The following is a 16,898-nucleotide window of genomic DNA, read 5'->3' as shown; positions in this document are numbered from 1 at the left end:
ATAATACCAATATAACATTACACTCAGACCAGGGATGGCAATATCAAATGCGACAATATCAGCAACTCTTAAAGGAAAAAGGAATTAAACAAAGTATGTCAAGAAAGGGCAATTGTCTAGATAATGCAATCATTGAAAACTTCTTTGGAATACTAAAATCGGAGTTGTTTTATCTTAAAAAGTACAACTCTATAAATCAATTAAAAAAAGAGATTAAAGAGTACATATTATATTATAATAACGACAGAATTAAATCAAATTTAAACAAAATGAGCCCGATACAATATCGAGCTCACTATTATCAAAATTAATTATAAATTTGTCTAAACTTTTGGGTGCAGTCTAGAATGAGGGTTTTTTTTATGCCTTTTTTACTTATATTTGTTTTTCAAAAATCAAAATTTTATGTACGAATTTATTCAAAAATTACATTCGGGTTGGGCTTACTTAGCTCTGTTGTTGTTAGTTGTTGCTGTGTTGAATGCACTGTATGGTTTAATTTCTAAAAAGGAATTTAATGCGACTGATAGAAAAATCGCTTTATTTGCTTTAATAGGTACACAGACGCAGTTGTTAATTGGATTAGTTATTTACTTCGTTTCTCCTTTAGGGTTTGCATCTTTAGGTAATATGAGTGATAAGGCTATTCGTCTAACTTCTATGGAGCATCCTTTGATTAATATTATTGCAATAGTGTTGATTACTGTAGGATGGTCAAAACACAAAAATTTACTTAACAGTGAGTCTAAGTTTAAAACTTTTACAATATTTTACACTTTAGGATTAATCTTAATTTTAAGTAGAATACCTTGGAAATTGTGGTTGTAAAACTGCCAAAAAGCCCTTTTTATAGGGCTTTTTTTATCTAGGTATGGTTTTTGTAAAAGTAGAACTGAAATAAAAAATGATATGAGAAAATTAATTACGCCTTTTTTACTAATAGCAATTATTAGTATAGCAACGAGCCAAAGCTCTATTGCTGATAAAATAAAGGTTTCATTACAAAAAACTGCAAGTCAAAAAGATACTTTAAAGAAAAATAAGGTTGCAGTTCTAACTCAAAAAGACATAGTTAAAGATACTCTTGCTGAGAAATATGGAAAGCTTGCTGCTTATAAAACCAATGCTCATGCATCTTATTACGCAGATAAATTTCACGGAAGAAGAACGGCTAGTGGTGCTGCCTTTGATATGAATGAATATACCGCTGCACATAAAAAATTTCCTTTTGGAACCATGTTAAAAGTAACTAATCAAGTAAATGGGAAGTGGGTCATCGTAGAGGTTAATGACCGTGGACCTTTTGTTAGGTCGAGAGAAATAGATCTATCTAAAAAAGCATTTATGGAAATCGCCAAAAATAAAGGTATTGGTGTAATGACTGTTACCATAGAAGTTTTTAATAAATAAAAGCATTAGTTATCTTGATTCCCATTTAGTAAATGGATGTAAGTTAAGATAGGCGTTGTAGTAGCGATGATCGTTAGTCACTTCTACTCCTAACCAGCTTGGTTTTTGAAATTCTTCTTCTTCAAATTTTAGTTCTACTTCAGCCAAGATTAACCCTGAATTCGCACCGAAGAATTCATCAATTTCAAAGGTGTGATCACCTACTTTTACTTCATATCGAACTTTATCGATTATGCCGCTTTCGCATAACATCAATAAGCTTTCTGCTTCGCTAGTTGAAATTTCTTTTTCCCATTCAAATCGTGACAGTCCTGTTTCGTTGGACGCTCCTTTTATAGTCAAGTAGGCCTGATCTCCTTTTGTGCGAACTCTTACAGTTCTTTCAGGGACAGAGCTTAAATAACCTTGTTTAATCGTTTTATTCGAAAAAGAGTCTGACTTGAAGGCGTCTGAAGTTACTAGAAATTTGCGTTCGATTTCAATCATGAGTTTGTTTTGTTCTGTGGATATAATCCGAAATGAAGGTCAAATGTATCAAATTTATTTAACATCAAATGCGTTTCGTTTTCATCAAAATCGCTATAAATTTGTAAAATGGAAACCACAACTTTAATTAGAAAAATTATACATGTCGACATGGATGCTTTTTATGCTTCAGTTGAACAAATGGATAATCCTGATTTAATAGGAAAGCCCATTGCTGTGGGTGGTTCAGAAAATCGAGGTGTGGTAGCTGCTGCAAGTTATGAAGCTAGGAAGTACGGAGTGCGTAGTGCGATTAGTGGTGTGGTGGCTAAGCGAAATTGCCCTGACTTAATTTTTGTCAAGCCTAGGTTTGAACGCTATAAAGAAATATCGATTAAAATTCACAAAATATTTAAGGACTATACTGATTTAGTTGAGCCGCTATCGCTTGATGAGGCCTATCTCGATGTAACCGTTAATAAAAAAGGAATTACTAGTGCAAGTGTTTTAGCGGAGGAAATAAGGTCCCGCATATATACCGAAGTTGGTTTAACGGCTTCGGCGGGTATTTCTGTTAATAAATTTGTGGCGAAGATTGCTAGTGATTTCAATAAACCAAATGGTCAAAAAACAGTAAATCCAGATGAAGTAATTTCTTTTTTAGAGGTGCTGCCTATTCGGAAATTTTATGGGGTGGGTAAGGTAACTACTGAGAAAATGTACCAGTTAGGAATATTTACAGGACTAGAGCTCAAAAGTAAATCAGTAGAATTTTTAGTGAAGCATTTTGGGAAATCGGGAAGTTTCTATTACAACGTGGTTAGAGGAATTCACAATAGCGAGGTAAAGTCCAATCGCATATCTAAATCGGTTGCTGCTGAACATACTTTTGATACGAACCTTTCGTCAGAGATATTTATGTTGGAGCAGTTGGAAAATATTGCAGATACTTTAGAACGCAGATTGAAGAAAAACAATGTGTCTGGTAAAACAATTACACTCAAAATTAAATACAGCGATTTCACGCAGCAAACACGTAGCAAGACGCTGCCGTATTTTATTGCTGATAAGGGGTTAATCATAGAATCAGTGAAGGAATTATTGTATCAAGAGCGCATGAAAGACTCGGTGAGATTACTTGGAATTTCTATGAGTAATTTAAATACTGAAGTCAAAAAATCCATAGTAGTACAGCTTTCATTTCCGTTTTAATATTAAATTTTAGGTTGAACAAAAGTTAAATGCTGATTTTGTGGTATTTGTCTTTAATTTTAAATTTATATTTGACTAAAATTTATGTAAGATGAAAAGTTTCTTAGAGTATGATAGAGGGGTAGCTAAGTTTAATCAAGAACTTAGATTAATAACGAGTCCCATCACTTCATGGGATTTTTATGGTGATATAATTAATGATTTTCGAATGATTAATTCAGATGCTAAAAAAATAAATGAGCTTGGTACGCGGTCTAAGTGGTTAAATGATAATTGGGATCTTAGAAATATTCTTAAAGACGAAGTAATTGTAGTGACAGACGCGAGCCTTAAAATTGTATTTGCATCGCAGAATATCGCTAAAATGAATGGATATACACCCGACGAAGTGGTTGGTTATAGTCCTAGAATGTTTCAAGGCGAAAAAACCTGTGCTATTGTTTCAAATGAAATTCGTGAGGCCATCTTGAACAAAGTATCATTTGAGAAAAAAGTAATCAACTACAAGAAAAATGGTGATTTGTATTACTGCCTAATTAAAGGTATTCCAATTTTTAATAAGAGTGGAGATTTGTCGCATTTTATAGCCTTTGAACAAGCGGCGTAAGTATGCTTCTATATAAAATGAAAGCCCTTAAAACTAGTTGTATAGTTTTAAGGGCTTTTTTAATTTTGCTGAAGTTGAAATTAATCCTTACTTGAAAGTTTTGATAACAATCTTAGGAATTCGATATACAACCAAACTAAAGTTACCATTAGTCCCATGGCCCCAAACCACTCCATGTATTTAGGCATTTTTTGTTGTGCGCCTTTATCTATTCGATCAAAATCCAAAAATAGATTTAATGCGGCTATGATAATTACAAATATACTAATACCAATACTCATCAACGAGTTGTCATAATGTACAGGCTGAAAACTAGTAAACATAGAAAACAACCATGAAATTAAGTAATAGGTTGCTATTGCTAGTGTCGCTGCTACTACGATGGATTTAAATTGCTCTGTAACTTTAACTATTTTAAAACGGTATAGCGCCAAACACACACCAAAAGTTACAAATGTTGCACCTACGGCTTGGATTACTATTCCAGGATAACGCACTTCAAATATAGCAGAAATTCCACCAATAAATAACCCTTCAAATAATGCATAACCAGGAGCTAAATATCCGGAGTATTGTGGTTTAAAAGCAGCTGCTACTACCAAAATTAATCCTATGATTGCTCCTGCTATAGCTGGTACAATTGGGTTTGTCCCGTTGAACGCCATCCACCATACTACCATTGCAGATGCTATTAACAATAAAAATAAGATGAACGTTTTATTAATTGTTCCAGCTACTGTCATTTCTTGGTTATAATCAATAATGGTAGCGTTATGAACTTGATCACTTCTACGAGCTGATGTAGCCGAGAAAGATTTATTGTTCAAAAACGGATTCTTTGATTTGAGATTCATAATAAATGATTGATTTAATTTATTCAAAGATAATTCAAATTTTAAGACAAAAAAAACCGCCTAATCAAATTGATCTAGGCGGTTCTTATTTTGTCTAAAAGATATTATTCTATTTCAGAAACTCTCAAGGTATTTACCATTCCTTTTTCTTTGATAGGCATTGCAGCTAAATTAATTAGGAAATCTCCTTTAGTTACATATCCTTTTTGTCTTGCGATTTCGTTAACATCAGTAACGGTATCATCTGTGCTTACCGTTTTGTCATAATAGTATGATTTAACTCCCCAAAGCAGGCTTAGTTGCGTTACAATTCTTTTATTAGAAGTGAATACTAAAATGTGTGCAGAAGGTCTCCATGCTGAAATTTGGAATGCAGTGTATCCACTATTTGTCAATGTACAAATTGCTTTTGCTTTAATAGCATCAGCCATAATTGCAGCGTGACGACAGATTGTTTTAGTGATAAAACGTTTTGTTTTTATTTGTGGTGTATTTTGTGGCACTTGAATAAGTGGAGAATCTTCTACCGCTTGAATGATTTGCGTCATTTTTTGGATTACTTGAACAGGATAGTTTCCTGCAGCAGTTTCTCCAGATAGCATCACTGCATCTGCTCCATCCATAACAGAGTTAGCAACGTCATTTACTTCTGCTCTTGTAGGAGTTAAGCTAGTGATCATTGTTTCCATCATTTGAGTTGCAACAATAACAGGAATACGTGCCATTTTTGCTTTACGAATAAGATCTTTTTGAACCAAAGGTACTTCATGAGCAGGAAGTTCAACTCCTAGATCTCCACGAGCAACCATTAAAGCGTCGCAATAAGCAACAATCTTGTCCATGTTTTCTAATGCTTCTGGCATTTCGATTTTAGCAATGATTGGAATTTTAACGTCTGAATGTTCGTTTATTAGGTCTTGTAAATCTTTAAGATCTTGCGGTGTTTTTACAAATGAAAGTGCAATCCAGTCAACTCCTTGTCCTATTGCAAAAATTGCATCAGCGATATCTTTTTCAGTAAGTGCAGGTAATGAAATTTTTGTGTTTGGTAAATTAACTCCTTTTTTAGATTTTAATTCTCCTCCTTGAATAACTCGAGCAACCACTTCTGACTCTTTATCTGTAGAGACAATTTCGAAAATAAGTTTTCCGTCGTCTAATAAAATTCTTTCGCCAGGATTTACATCATTAGGAAAGTTTTTATATTTCATGAACACTTTTTGTGCAGTACCAATAATATCTTCGGCAGTAGTAAATGTGATAAGCTCACCGTCATTTACGATTACCCCTTCTTCCATAACTCCTACACGAAGTTTAGGTCCTTGTAAATCGGCTAAAATTGCAGTTGTGTATCCAAATTCATCATTTAAAGTTCTGATGATATTGATTTTTTCTTTTACACCTTCGTAATCTGCGTGCGAAAAGTTAATTCTAAATACATTGACACCTGCGTCAATCATATCTTTTATAATCTCTCTTGTGCTACATGCAGGTCCCAGTGTGGCTACAATTTTGGTTTTTTTGTTTGGAATCATTTTTTTTAAAAAATTAAATTGTTTTTTGATTTTATTAGATTTGTATCTACAGTATACACTGCCGAGATACTATCTATGGTGTTTAACGTGGTCTTGATTTGGGACACATCTATTGTGTCGTCAATGTTTTCTATTTTTAAAAAATAATCAGCTTTTTTAAATTCTGGAAGTAAGAAAACTTTAGTTGAAATCTCCATTGAAATTGCAGCAAATAAATCTTGTGACGGATTCGTCTTCTGCTGAAGAACTTCATTTTTATTTTGAATTAAATTCCAAGAAACAGCATTCTCAAAATCATAATAATAAAAGCGCGCAAAATTTGTCTCGCCTTCTTTTATATTTATTTGAACTTCCTCAGTACTTTTTGATAAGTTAATAGGTAGTTTTTGATTAATAAAATAAGCCAAACGATAATCTTCTAATGAAGTATGTATTGCGACTAGAAAATAATCTACTTCGTCGAATTCGCCAAGATCCAGTTTGTGAATAGCCATATTCATTGAAAATAATATCGTAAAGATACTATTTCTATCGAAGTTTAAGAGTAGAAAATGTAATGATTTCGTTAATTTATGAACGAAAACGTTGTAGTTTTGATGAATTTGATATTATTTCTTGTCCATTTTTTCTTGAAGTGCAAAATAAGCACGTTGTGATGCTTTCTCCTCTGCCTTCTTTTTTGAAGTTGCACGAGCTTTTGCAATTACTTTGTCGTCGATGCTCAATCGAACACCAAAGAGACGTTGACCGTCAATAGCATTGTCTTCAAAAATGTCGTAATTAAAAATTTTCTTTTCTTTTTGACACCATTCGATAACTAAACTTTTATAGCTAATTACCTTTCCTTCTAGTCTCGAAATATCTACATAAGGTACAATTACTCTCTTCTGAATAAACTGTTCACAATAGGCATAACCGCGATCTTGGTAAATTGCACCAATCAAAGATTCAAAGATGTTACCATGAATGTTTTCGCCAAAATGATGAACGGGAACTTTACTTTCGATAAATTGAATTAGATTTAAATCTTTCCCTAATTCATTAAGGTGTTCTCTGCTTACAATTTTAGAACGCATTTTTGTCAAATAGCCTTCGTCACCATGTGGTGCTTCAGTAAAAAGGTAGGCTGCAATAACTGAACTCAACATGGCGTCACCTAGAAATTCTAAGCGTTCATAATTGATAGGGTTTCCTTCATTGCTCAAGCGGTTCAATGAACGATGTGTAAATGCCTTTTTATAATTATCTAGATTTTGTGGGGCAAAACCTAAGATTTTTTCGACAGCATTAAAAAAAATCCCGTCTTCAAGAGAACGGGATTTTGAAAATATTTTTTTAAATATACTCATAATGGTTTATTACAAGTCTAATTTTTTAACTAATACACACGCATTGTGTCCACCAAAACCAAAAGTGTTACTCATTACAACATTCATTTCTCTTTTTTGAGCTTTATTAAAAGTAAAGTTCAATTTTGAGTCTATGTTTTCATCATCAGTAAAGTGGTTAATTGTAGGCGGTACAATACCGTATTTCATTGAAAGTATCGAAGAAATTGTTTCAACAGCACCGGCAGCACCTAATAAGTGACCGGTCATTGATTTTGTTGAGTTCAAATTCATGCTATAAGCATGTTCACCAAATACGTGTTCAATAGCTTTAGATTCAGCTAAATCTCCTAATGGAGTAGAGGTACCGTGCATGTTCAATCCGTCAACATCTGTTGGTTTTAAACCAGCATCTCTCAAACAGTTCAACATTACATTTTTTGCACCTAAACCTTCTGGATGTGGAGCAGTGATATGATGTGCATCTGCAGACATACCTCCACCGCCAATTTCGCAGTAAATTTTTGCGCCACGAGCAACAGCGTGTTCGTATTCTTCAAGAATTAATGCTCCAGCACCTTCACCAAGAACAAAACCATCACGGTCTTTATCCATAGGTCTTGAAGCTGTTGTAGGATCATCATTTCTTGTAGATAAAGCGTGCATGGCATTAAATCCACCCATACCTGCGATAGTTACTGCAGCTTCAGAACCTCCAGTTACCATTACGTCAGCATGACCTAAACGAATATAATTGAAAGCATCAATAATTGCATTTGTAGATGAGGCACATGCAGAAACAGTTGCAAAGTTAGGACCTCTAAATCCGTATTTGATTGAGATATGGCCACAAGCGATATCAGAAATCATTTTTGGAATAAAGAAAGGGTTGAATTTTGGTGTACCATCACCAGCAGAAAAGTTTAACATTTCGATTTGAAAAGTTTCTAAACCACCAATTCCTGAACCCCAGATAACTCCAGCTCTATCTTTATCTAATTTTTCAAAATTAAATCCAGCATCGTTTACAGCTTCTTCTGATGATACCATTGCATACTGTGCATAACGGTCCATTTTTCTTGCTTCTTTTCTGTCTAAGAAATCTTCAACATTGAAATTTTTCAATTCACATGCGAATTTAGTCTTGAATTTTGAAGCGTCAAAATAGGTTATAGGCGCAGCGCCACTAACGCCATTAATAAGGCCATTCCAGTATTCTTGAACATTATTTCCTATAGGAGTAAGAGCACCTAAACCTGTCACTACAACTCGTTTTAATACCATAACTGTATGTTTTATTATCTTTAAACAATAATACCCACGCTATCTTCACTGTATTGTTTAAAGAGCTGTGGGCATTAAGTTGTAAATATTCCTTTTGATTGAATTGTACATCCAATCTGAATTTTCTTCTTTTAAAAATAAATAATAACACCCATACACCGTGAAGGTATACGGGTGCTTCATTTATTATTTTTTAGCTTCCTCGATGTAAGAGATTGCTTGACCTACAGTAGCGATGTTCTCTGCTTGATCGTCTGGAATTTGAATGTCAAATTCTTTTTCGAATTCCATAATAAGCTCAACAGTGTCTAATGAGTCAGCTCCTAAATCATTAGTGAAGCTTGCTTCTGTTACAACTTCGTTTTCGTCAACACCTAATTTGTCTACGATAATCGCTTTTACTCTTGATGCAATGTCTGACATAATCTTTAATTTTAGAATTTAATTTGTTGGCAAAAATAAAAAACTTTATTTTAAAACAACGCATAAGTTGATAAATGTATTAACTAAATTTAAAAAAAATATTTTAACAAAGGCTTCTTATTGTTCTATTTTTTGGTTTTTTATTCTTTTTTTTGCGTAAAATTAAAAACTGTCAATCATGAAAAAAATTCTAATTTTTGCTTCTGGAGCGGGCAGTAATGCTGAAAACATTATAAAGCACTTCAATAATAGCAGTGTTGCTAAGGTTGTAGCTGTGTTTACTAACAATGCTAAAGCTGGAGTAATTGCCAAAGCTGAGAATCTAGGAATTACTTCACATATTTTTAATAAAACTGAATTAATTGAAAGTAATGTATTACATAAAATTAATGAAATACAACCTGACCTTATAATTTTAGCAGGTTTTCTGTTGCAGTTTCCAAAGGCTATAATTGTACAGTACCCCAATTCTATAATAAATATACACCCAGCATTACTTCCTAAATATGGAGGGAAAGGCATGTACGGCATGCATGTTCATGGGGCTGTAGTCGCTAATAGAGAGGTAGAAACTGGTATCACTATTCATTATGTGAACGAAAACTACGATGAAGGAGCTCAAATTTTCCAAAAGAAAGTTACTGTCTTAGGTACTGATACAACAGAGGTAGTTGCTGAGAAGATACATTCATTAGAACAGAAATATTTCCCCATAGTTATTGAAGATCTTTTAAAGTAATTCTCATCGAATTAGCAGCTAATACAAAAATTAAAAATGAACTACGAAGTACATATATATACTGATGGCGCCGCCAAAGGAAATCCCGGTCGCGGTGGATACGGAGTGGTCATGGAAACAGTTAAAGATGGTAAAACCTACCGTAAGGAATTTTTTGAAGGTTTTCGTTTAACTACAAATAATCGTATGGAATTGTTAGCGGTAATTGTAGGCCTTGAAAAATTAAAAAAACCCAATGCGAAAGTGCTTGTTGTCTCAGATTCTAAATATGTTGTAGATTCAGTTGTGAAGAAATGGGTTTTTGGTTGGGAAAAAAAGAAATTTGTTGATCGAAAAAACGCCGACCTATGGAAGCGGTTATTAATTATTTATCGAAAACATCAAGTAGATTTTAAATGGATAAAAGGACACAATAATCATCCGCAAAATGAACGTTGTGACGAACTTGCAGTTATGGGGGCGATGCAAAAAGAGGTTTCAATCGATGTCGTCTATGAAAAGGAAGAAGGTAAATTATTATGAAAACTTTGCGAGTTTGAATCTTTGCAACTATCAAAGTTATAAACTATCTTTGCGCCTTAATTTGAAACTCATATAAATGAATAAATTATTGATTGTTGGAACAGTTGCTTTCGACGCAATTGAAACTCCTTTCGGAAAAACAGATAAAATTTTAGGTGGAGCAGGAACATATATCGGTTTGTCGGCTTCTTTTTTTAACTTACAATCTGCAATCGTTTCGGTAGTAGGAGACGATTTTCCACAAGAATATTTAGATTTATTGACAGAGAGAAATATTGATATTTCTGGTCTTGAAGTAGTAAAAGGTGGTAGAACTTTTTTCTGGAGTGGTCGTTACCATAACGATTTAAATTCGAGAGATACGCTAGATACTCAATTGAACGTTTTGGCTGATTTTCAACCAAAAGTTCCTGAGAATTATAAAGATGCAGATGTGGTTATGTTAGGAAACTTACACCCATTAGTACAAAGTAGTGTTATTGATCAAATGACTACTAAACCAAAATTAATTGTATTAGATACAATGAACTTCTGGATGGACTGCGCACTACCTGAATTATTAGATGTAATGAAACGTGTAGATGTGATTACAATTAATGATGAGGAAGCAAGACAACTTTCAGGAGAATATTCTCTTGTTAAGGCTGCAGCCAAAATTCAAACTATGGGACCTAAATATGTAGTTATTAAAAAAGGAGAGCACGGTGCTTTACTTTTTCAAGATCAACAAATATTCTTTGCGCCAGCATTACCATTAGAAGAAGTTTTTGACCCAACAGGAGCAGGAGATACTTTTGCAGGTGGATTTGCAGGATTTATTACGCAAAGTGAAAACATCTCATTTGAGAATATGAAAAACGCTATTATTTATGGCTCTAATCTCGCCTCTTTCTGTGTTGAGAAATTTGGTACAGAACGCATGGTTGCTTTAGATAAAGAAGATGTTGTGTCACGCTTGGAGCAATTTAAGTCTCTAACACAATTTGATATAGAAATATAATGTCTTAAAGCCTCGGAAACGGGGCTTTTTTTGCTTTTTACTTTGTGGTAATATATAGGTACAATTATTGTTTGTATTTCCATCCTACAAAGTGCAATAAAATTAAACAACACAACAAACAACAACACGATGAGCGATGCTTTAAAACACGAGTGTGGTATAGCCTTAGTTAGACTACTTAAACCGCTTGAATATTACAAAGAGAAATACGGTACTGCTTTTTACGGAATACAAAAAATGTATCTCCTTATGGAAAAGCAACACAACCGTGGACAAGATGGTGCTGGTTTTGCCAGTATTAAATTAGATGTTGAGCCTGGGGAGCGTTACATAAGCCGTGTACGATCTAATCACGCACAGCCTATTCAAGATGTTTTTGCGCAAATAAATGATCGTATCAACGATGAGATGGCTGCACATCCAGAATATGCAGATAATGTTGAGCTTCAAAAAGCAAAAATTCCATACATAGGTGAACTGTTTTTAGGCCACGTTCGTTATGGAACTTTTGGTAAAAATAGTATCGAAAGTGTACATCCATTTTTACGTCAAAATAACTGGATGCACCGTAATTTAATTCTTGCCGGAAACTTTAATATGACTAATGTTAAGGAGTTGTTTAATAACTTGATTGAGTTAGGACAACACCCAAAAGAAATGGCAGATACGGTTACTGTAATGGAAAAAATAGGTCATTTTCTTGATGACGAAGTAACTGATTTATACCAAGAGTGTAAAAATAACGGTTTGTCAAAAAGAGAAGCTTCTCCTATAATCGCAGAGAAACTAGATGTAGCAAAAATTTTGACGAGAGCGGCAAAAAATCTTGATGGTGGGTATGCTATGGCTGGATTGTTAGGTCATGGTGATGCATTTGTTTTTAGAGATCCAGCAGGAATTCGTCCAGCATATTTTTACCAAGATGATGAAGTCGTAGTTGTAGCTTCAGAAAGGCCAGTAATTCAAACTGTGTTTAATGTTCCTTTTGAATCAGTGCAAGAAATTGAGCCGGGAAATGCTTTAATCATTAAAAAGAATGGTACAGTTTCTATGCAGGAGATTTTGACTCCTACAGTGAAAAAAGCTTGTTCGTTTGAACGAATCTACTTTTCTAGAGGGAGTGATGCAGAGATTTATCAAGAGAGAAAAACCCTAGGTAGATTAATTTTACCAGCAGTTCTTGACTCGATTGATCAAGATACTGATAACACCGTTTTCTCTTATATTCCTAACACAGCTGAGACTTCATTTTACGGAATGGTAGAGGCAGCTCAGGATTTTTTAAATCAGAGAAAAAATAATTATATATTAAAAAATAGAGACACGCTTACAGCAGAAAGTTTGCAAGAATTATTAGCTGTAAAAATACGTACTGAAAAAGTAGCTATTAAAGATGCTAAACTAAGAACATTTATTACTGAGGATAGTAGTCGTGATGATTTAGTAGCACACGTTTATGATGTTACGTACGGTGTGATCAAACCTACAGATAATTTAGTGATTATCGATGATAGTATTGTTAGAGGGACTACTTTAAAAATGAGTATCATTAAAATGATGGATCGTTTAAATCCTAAACGTATTGTTGTAGTTTCGTCGGCACCACAAATTAGATTTCCTGATTGTTATGGAATCGATATGGCAAAGATGGAAGGTTTAGTTGCTTTTAGAGCTGCATTAGCACTTTTAAAAGAAAGAAACTTATACCATATAGTTGACGAAGTATACGCTAAATGTAAGGCTCAAGAGGAATTTGTTGATGCAGATGTAGTCAATTATGTCACCGAGATTTATGCGCCGTTTGAACCTCAAGAAGTTTCAGATAAGATAGCAGAGATGTTAAGTTCTCCTGAAATTAAAGCCGAAGTAAAAATAATTTTTCAAACAGTTGAAGATTTACATATCGCATGTCCTAAAAACTTAGGAGATTGGTATTTTACAGGAGATTACCCTACAGCTGGAGGTAATAGAGTTGTGAACCGTGCATTCATGAATTTTTATGAAGGAAAAGATGCTCGCGCTTACTAATAAGTGTTAAAAATGTACTTTAATCGGTTTTATATGCTGTTTATCTAAATTTTTTGTAAAAATTGAAGTAGTACTATAGATTTACAGAACCATAAAATTAGTAGGTTAAATTTATGGTAGATTTGGGGCAAAAAAGGTGGAAGCAATTCCGCCTTTTTTATTGATTAAAGTCAATTAATTGGCTGAAATAAAGACGATTGAACTTATTAGTTTACTCGTCTTTTTTTTTGTGCAATATTATTTTTTGTTTTCGAAAATAAAACCGAAGGTATTGAATAAAAAAAGAGACAAACAACTATAAAGCTGTTTATCTCCTTTTAAATTTTTTGTCTAAAAAAGACTATTTCTCAGAAGCAAATCTTCTTGAAACCTCAGTCCAGTTAATTACATTGAAGAAAGCTTCGATATAATCTGGTCTTCTGTTTTGGTAGTTTAAGTAATAAGCGTGTTCCCAAACGTCCATTCCTAAGATTGGAGTTCCACCGCAACCAACACCTGGCATTAATGGATTGTCTTGATTTGGAGTTCCGCATACTTCAAGTTTTCCGCCTTTATGCACACATAACCAAGCCCATCCAGAACCAAATTGTGTTGCTCCAGCTTTACTGAATTTTGCTTTGAATTCATCAAAACTTCCAAAATCACTTTCGATAGCAGCAAGTAAATCACCTGTTGGTAATCCGCCACCATCAGGAGACATTACTGTCCAAAAAAGGTTATGGTTGTAAAAACCACCACCATTGTTACGAACAGCACCGTTTTTTAAATCAAGGTTGATTAGGATGTTTTCTATAGTTTTACCTTCCATGTCTGTTCCAGCAACAGCAGCATTTAGGTTTGTAGTATAAGCGTTATGATGCTTTGAGTGATGAATTTCCATCGTGCGTGCATCAATATTTGGTTCTAATGCGTCATACGCATAAGGTAACTGAGGTAATTCAAAAGCCATAATATATTTGTTTTAATATTTATAAAAATTTATTCAAATTTAAACATTTAACTTTGGAAACGGAAATTCTATTTTGTTATAATTTCATTAAATAAATCGATAGTTGCTAAAATTCGAATACTTTTTAGAATAAATTCTTCTTTTTGAGCTGATTTTTAGAAAATTATAAAAGTCTGCTACTATAGTAATTAAGAGTCTGTCATGGCCATACACACGATACTAATACTAGCTCCGGGAATTTTCAATAAGGCTTTTGAGCAAGCCTCAAGAGTTGCACCTGTGGTAATAACATCGTCGATTAATAAAAAATGTTTGTTGTGATCTTGCTCACTATAATTAACATCAAATGTACTTTGAATCCCCTCTGTTCTGCCTAATAAATTCTTTTTTGATTGCGTTTTCGAGTATACTTTTCGAATAAGCAAAGTGTCATTATATGGTAAGGACAATTGTTGAGATAATGCTAAGGCAAATTCTGTTACTTGGTTGTAGCCTCTTTCTCTTAATTTTCTTTTATGTAAGGGAACCGGAATAATACAGTCAACAGTTGATAAGTCACTAATCTTTGCCAAATCTTCTGCGTACCAATTTCCCAAGAGCGTACCCACTTCTTCATGGCCGCGATATTTTAAATTATGAATCATTTCCTGAACGATTCCTTTTTTATGAAAATAAACAAAGCACGACACATGTCGTACCGCAACACGACCATAGAATTTTTTAAAAGCTTCGTTTTCTTGATTCAAATAATGATTTGTTAGCGGAATATCATGTCGGCATATGGTGCAAATTATAGTTTCATTAGCAGTCAAATTGTTGTTGCATCCGCTACATGTTTTTGGAAAGAAGAGGTTAATTAGGCTTTTAAACATGTTATTTGTGATTTTATTTATAAAAATATGAAAATCAATGGGTCAATCTTGTATGATTTTCTTTTTTTTAAATTCTCTTTTTATATTTTTGCAATATGGCAAAACAAGAAGATATTTTTAAGAATGTAGTTTCGCACGCAAAAGAGTACGGTTTTATTTTTCCGTCAAGCGAAATTTACGATGGTTTGAGTGCAGTATACGATTATGCACAAAACGGGGTAGAGTTAAAAAAGAACATACGTGAATATTGGTGGAAATCAATGGTTCAAATGAATGACAATATTGTAGGACTTGATGCATCTATTTTAATGCACCCTACAACTTGGAAAGCATCTGGCCACGTTGACGCATTTAATGATCCCTTAATTGATAATAAAGATTCTAAGAGAAGATATAGAGCCGATGTTTTAATTGAAGATTATGCTGAAAAGCTGAATATAAAAGCAATTAAAGAGGTCGAAAAAGCCAAAGTTCGTTTTGGTGATGCTTTTAATGAAGCAGAGTTTGTCTCTACAAACGCTAGAGTTGTAGAATACAAAGCACGCGAGAGAGAAATTCTAGAGCGTTTAGGACGTTCATTAGGAAATGAAGATCTTGAAGACGTAAAAGCTTTAATTGAAGAATTAGAGATTGCATGTCCTGAAACTGGCTCACGTAACTGGACAGAAGTGCGTCAATTTAACTTGATGTTTGGAACAAAATTAGGTGCTTCTGCAGATACTGCAATGGATTTATATTTGCGTCCAGAAACGGCTCAAGGTATTTTTGTGAATTTCTTGAATGTACAAAAATCAGGAAGAATGAAAGTGCCATTTGGTATTGCTCAAACTGGTAAAGCATTTAGAAATGAGATTGTAGCGAGACAATTTATTTTCCGTATGCGTGAATTCGAACAAATGGAAATGCAATTTTTTGTACGTCCGGGTGATGAGATGAAGCACTACGAATTTTGGAAAGAAACTAGATTAAAGTGGCACTTGTCTTTAGGTTTAGGAAAAGAAAATTACCGTTTTCATGATCATGAGAAACTAGCTCATTATGCTAATGCTGCCGCAGATATCGAATTTAACTTCCCTTTTGGATTCAAAGAGTTAGAAGGAATTCACTCTCGTACCGACTTTGATTTAAAAGCACACGAACAATTCTCAGGGAGAAAACTACAATATTTTGACGCTGAATTAAATAAGAATTACGTTCCTTATGTTGTAGAAACTTCAGTGGGATTAGATAGAATGTTCTTAGCAGTTTTTGCAACCTCGTTAAAAGAGGAAACATTAGAAGATGGTTCTACAAGAACAGTATTAAAATTGCCTTCAGTTTTAGCTCCTACAAAAGCAGCTGTCTTACCTTTAGTTAAAAAAGATGGATTGCCAGAAATTGCACATAAAATCATTGATGAGTTGAAATGGGATTTCCAAGTAACATATGATGAAAAGGATGCAGTAGGTCGTCGTTATAGAAGACAAGATGCATTAGGTACTCCTTTTTGTATTACTGTAGACCATCAAACCGCCGAAGATCAAACAGTGACTATTCGTCATAGAGATACAATGAAACAAGATCGTGTTGCAATAACTGATTTAAAATCAATTATTGAGAATGAAGTTTCGATGAAAAATTGGTTAATGAAGATGTAATATTTCATATCATTACCTACAAGTAGAAAGGCT

19 protein-coding genes are annotated in these 16,898 nt (G+C 33.8%); 10 read left to right on the top strand and 9 right to left on the bottom strand.

What is annotated here, in order from left to right; translation table 11 throughout:
• From H603_RS0110310 to H603_RS0110300, 3 genes are all read left to right on the top strand, one after another.
• Positions 1-311, top strand: a 311-nt coding sequence (locus H603_RS0110310) for an IS3 family transposase (protein WP_026708527.1), incomplete at its 5' end; no start/stop codon positions are given.
• 94 nt (positions 312-405) lie between these two features.
• Positions 406-828: a hypothetical protein gene (locus H603_RS0110305; protein WP_026708526.1), complete on the top strand. Its 423-nt coding sequence runs from the start codon at positions 406-408 to the stop codon at positions 826-828.
• Between the two features lie 81 nt (positions 829-909).
• Positions 910-1,410 carry a septal ring lytic transglycosylase RlpA family protein gene (locus H603_RS0110300; RefSeq protein WP_026708525.1) on the top strand — a complete coding sequence of 167 codons (501 nt, stop codon included), beginning with the start codon at positions 910-912 and terminating at the stop codon, positions 1,408-1,410.
• Between the two features lie 9 nt (positions 1,411-1,419).
• Here H603_RS0110300 and H603_RS0110295 read toward each other — a convergent pair whose 3' ends face one another.
• On the bottom strand, positions 1,420-1,896 hold the full coding sequence (locus H603_RS0110295; protein ID WP_026708524.1) for a CYTH domain-containing protein: 477 nt from the start codon (positions 1,894-1,896) through the stop codon (positions 1,420-1,422).
• A gap of 108 nt (positions 1,897-2,004) precedes the next feature.
• Between H603_RS0110295 and dinB the strand changes: the two genes are divergently transcribed.
• Positions 2,005-3,087 carry a DNA polymerase IV gene (gene dinB / locus H603_RS0110285; RefSeq protein ID WP_026708523.1) on the top strand — a complete coding sequence of 361 codons (1,083 nt, stop codon included), beginning with the start codon at positions 2,005-2,007 and terminating at the stop codon, positions 3,085-3,087.
• Between the two features lie 91 nt (positions 3,088-3,178).
• On the top strand, positions 3,179-3,694 hold the full coding sequence (locus H603_RS0110280; RefSeq protein WP_026708522.1) for a PAS domain-containing protein: 516 nt from the start codon (positions 3,179-3,181) through the stop codon (positions 3,692-3,694).
• Between the two features lie 80 nt (positions 3,695-3,774).
• Here H603_RS0110280 and H603_RS0110275 read toward each other — a convergent pair whose 3' ends face one another.
• The 6 genes from H603_RS0110275 to H603_RS0110250 form a co-directional block, all read right to left on the bottom strand.
• On the bottom strand, positions 3,775-4,548 hold the full coding sequence (locus tag H603_RS0110275) for a Bax inhibitor-1/YccA family protein (protein ID WP_026708521.1): 774 nt from the start codon (positions 4,546-4,548) through the stop codon (positions 3,775-3,777).
• A 104-nt stretch (positions 4,549-4,652) separates the two neighbouring features.
• Positions 4,653-6,083 (bottom strand): pyruvate kinase, encoded by a 1,431-nt coding sequence (gene pyk, locus H603_RS0110270; RefSeq protein ID WP_026708520.1) that lies wholly within the window; start codon positions 6,081-6,083, stop codon positions 4,653-4,655.
• Between the two features lie 5 nt (positions 6,084-6,088).
• Positions 6,089-6,577, bottom strand: a complete 489-nt coding sequence (locus H603_RS0110265; protein ID WP_026708519.1) for an IPExxxVDY family protein — start codon at positions 6,575-6,577, stop codon at positions 6,089-6,091.
• Between the two features lie 114 nt (positions 6,578-6,691).
• Positions 6,692-7,432: a ribonuclease III gene (rnc, locus tag H603_RS0110260; protein ID WP_026708518.1), complete on the bottom strand. Its 741-nt coding sequence runs from the start codon at positions 7,430-7,432 to the stop codon at positions 6,692-6,694.
• 9 nt (positions 7,433-7,441) lie between these two features.
• Positions 7,442-8,695, bottom strand: coding sequence for a beta-ketoacyl-ACP synthase II (fabF, locus tag H603_RS0110255; RefSeq protein ID WP_026708517.1), 1,254 nt, complete (start codon positions 8,693-8,695; stop codon positions 7,442-7,444).
• Between the two features lie 186 nt (positions 8,696-8,881).
• Positions 8,882-9,118, bottom strand: a complete 237-nt coding sequence (locus H603_RS0110250; RefSeq protein WP_007137004.1) for an acyl carrier protein — start codon at positions 9,116-9,118, stop codon at positions 8,882-8,884.
• A gap of 178 nt (positions 9,119-9,296) precedes the next feature.
• Between H603_RS0110250 and purN the strand changes: the two genes are divergently transcribed.
• The 4 genes from purN (at position 9,297) to H603_RS0110230 (ending at position 13,407) form a co-directional block, all read left to right on the top strand.
• Positions 9,297-9,857 carry a phosphoribosylglycinamide formyltransferase gene (purN, locus tag H603_RS0110245; protein ID WP_026708516.1) on the top strand — a complete coding sequence of 187 codons (561 nt, stop codon included), beginning with the start codon at positions 9,297-9,299 and terminating at the stop codon, positions 9,855-9,857.
• 36 nt (positions 9,858-9,893) lie between these two features.
• The gene (gene rnhA, locus H603_RS0110240; RefSeq protein ID WP_026708515.1) at positions 9,894-10,379 is read left to right on the top strand and encodes a ribonuclease HI; all 486 of its coding nucleotides are present in this window, start codon (positions 9,894-9,896) and stop codon (positions 10,377-10,379) included.
• 76 nt (positions 10,380-10,455) lie between these two features.
• Positions 10,456-11,379, top strand: coding sequence for a PfkB family carbohydrate kinase (locus tag H603_RS0110235; RefSeq protein WP_026708514.1), 924 nt, complete (start codon positions 10,456-10,458; stop codon positions 11,377-11,379).
• 129 nt (positions 11,380-11,508) lie between these two features.
• Positions 11,509-13,407: an amidophosphoribosyltransferase gene (locus H603_RS0110230; RefSeq protein WP_026708513.1), complete on the top strand. Its 1,899-nt coding sequence runs from the start codon at positions 11,509-11,511 to the stop codon at positions 13,405-13,407.
• 340 nt (positions 13,408-13,747) lie between these two features.
• Here the strand turns inward: H603_RS0110230 and H603_RS0110225 are convergent, their stop codons facing one another.
• Complete coding sequence (locus tag H603_RS0110225) at positions 13,748-14,356, bottom strand: superoxide dismutase (protein WP_026708512.1); 609 nt, start codon at positions 14,354-14,356, stop codon at positions 13,748-13,750.
• A 188-nt stretch (positions 14,357-14,544) separates the two neighbouring features.
• Complete coding sequence (locus H603_RS0110220; RefSeq protein ID WP_026708511.1) at positions 14,545-15,228, bottom strand: ComF family protein; 684 nt, start codon at positions 15,226-15,228, stop codon at positions 14,545-14,547.
• A gap of 95 nt (positions 15,229-15,323) precedes the next feature.
• On the opposite strand from H603_RS0110220, the gene H603_RS0110215 reads away from it, so the two are divergent.
• On the top strand, positions 15,324-16,865 hold the full coding sequence (locus H603_RS0110215; RefSeq protein ID WP_026708510.1) for a glycine--tRNA ligase: 1,542 nt from the start codon (positions 15,324-15,326) through the stop codon (positions 16,863-16,865).
• Positions 16,866-16,898: the final 33 nt, after the last annotated feature.

It is taken from the genome of Flavobacterium frigidarium DSM 17623, assembly GCF_000425505.1.
GTDB classification, from domain to species: domain Bacteria; phylum Bacteroidota; class Bacteroidia; order Flavobacteriales; family Flavobacteriaceae; genus Flavobacterium; species Flavobacterium frigidarium.
The sequence above is the reverse complement of the archived record's forward strand: the minus strand, read 5'-3'. Positions and strand labels throughout refer to the sequence as shown.

Excerpts from the sequence above, each read along its gene's own strand:
- H603_RS0110305 (WP_026708526.1), top strand. The coding sequence starts at position 406 with ATGTACGAATTTATTCAAAAATTACATTCGGGTTGGGCTTACTTAGCT.
- H603_RS0110300 (WP_026708525.1), top strand. The coding sequence starts at position 910 with ATGAGAAAATTAATTACGCCTTTTTTACTAATAGCAATTATTAGTATA.
- H603_RS0110295 (WP_026708524.1), bottom strand. The coding sequence starts at position 1,896 with ATGATTGAAATCGAACGCAAATTTCTAGTAACTTCAGACGCCTTCAAG.
- dinB (WP_026708523.1), top strand. The coding sequence starts at position 2,005 with ATGGAAACCACAACTTTAATTAGAAAAATTATACATGTCGACATGGAT.
- H603_RS0110280 (WP_026708522.1), top strand. The coding sequence starts at position 3,179 with ATGAAAAGTTTCTTAGAGTATGATAGAGGGGTAGCTAAGTTTAATCAA.
- H603_RS0110275 (WP_026708521.1), bottom strand. The coding sequence starts at position 4,548 with ATGAATCTCAAATCAAAGAATCCGTTTTTGAACAATAAATCTTTCTCG.
- pyk (WP_026708520.1), bottom strand. The coding sequence starts at position 6,083 with ATGATTCCAAACAAAAAAACCAAAATTGTAGCCACACTGGGACCTGCA.
- H603_RS0110265 (WP_026708519.1), bottom strand. The coding sequence starts at position 6,577 with ATGGCTATTCACAAACTGGATCTTGGCGAATTCGACGAAGTAGATTAT.
- rnc (WP_026708518.1), bottom strand. The coding sequence starts at position 7,432 with ATGAGTATATTTAAAAAAATATTTTCAAAATCCCGTTCTCTTGAAGAC.
- fabF (WP_026708517.1), bottom strand. The coding sequence starts at position 8,695 with ATGGTATTAAAACGAGTTGTAGTGACAGGTTTAGGTGCTCTTACTCCT.
- H603_RS0110250 (WP_007137004.1), bottom strand. The coding sequence starts at position 9,118 with ATGTCAGACATTGCATCAAGAGTAAAAGCGATTATCGTAGACAAATTA.
- purN (WP_026708516.1), top strand. The coding sequence starts at position 9,297 with ATGAAAAAAATTCTAATTTTTGCTTCTGGAGCGGGCAGTAATGCTGAA.
- rnhA (WP_026708515.1), top strand. The coding sequence starts at position 9,894 with ATGAACTACGAAGTACATATATATACTGATGGCGCCGCCAAAGGAAAT.
- H603_RS0110235 (WP_026708514.1), top strand. The coding sequence starts at position 10,456 with ATGAATAAATTATTGATTGTTGGAACAGTTGCTTTCGACGCAATTGAA.
- H603_RS0110230 (WP_026708513.1), top strand. The coding sequence starts at position 11,509 with ATGAGCGATGCTTTAAAACACGAGTGTGGTATAGCCTTAGTTAGACTA.
- H603_RS0110225 (WP_026708512.1), bottom strand. The coding sequence starts at position 14,356 with ATGGCTTTTGAATTACCTCAGTTACCTTATGCGTATGACGCATTAGAA.
- H603_RS0110220 (WP_026708511.1), bottom strand. The coding sequence starts at position 15,228 with ATGTTTAAAAGCCTAATTAACCTCTTCTTTCCAAAAACATGTAGCGGA.
- H603_RS0110215 (WP_026708510.1), top strand. The coding sequence starts at position 15,324 with ATGGCAAAACAAGAAGATATTTTTAAGAATGTAGTTTCGCACGCAAAA.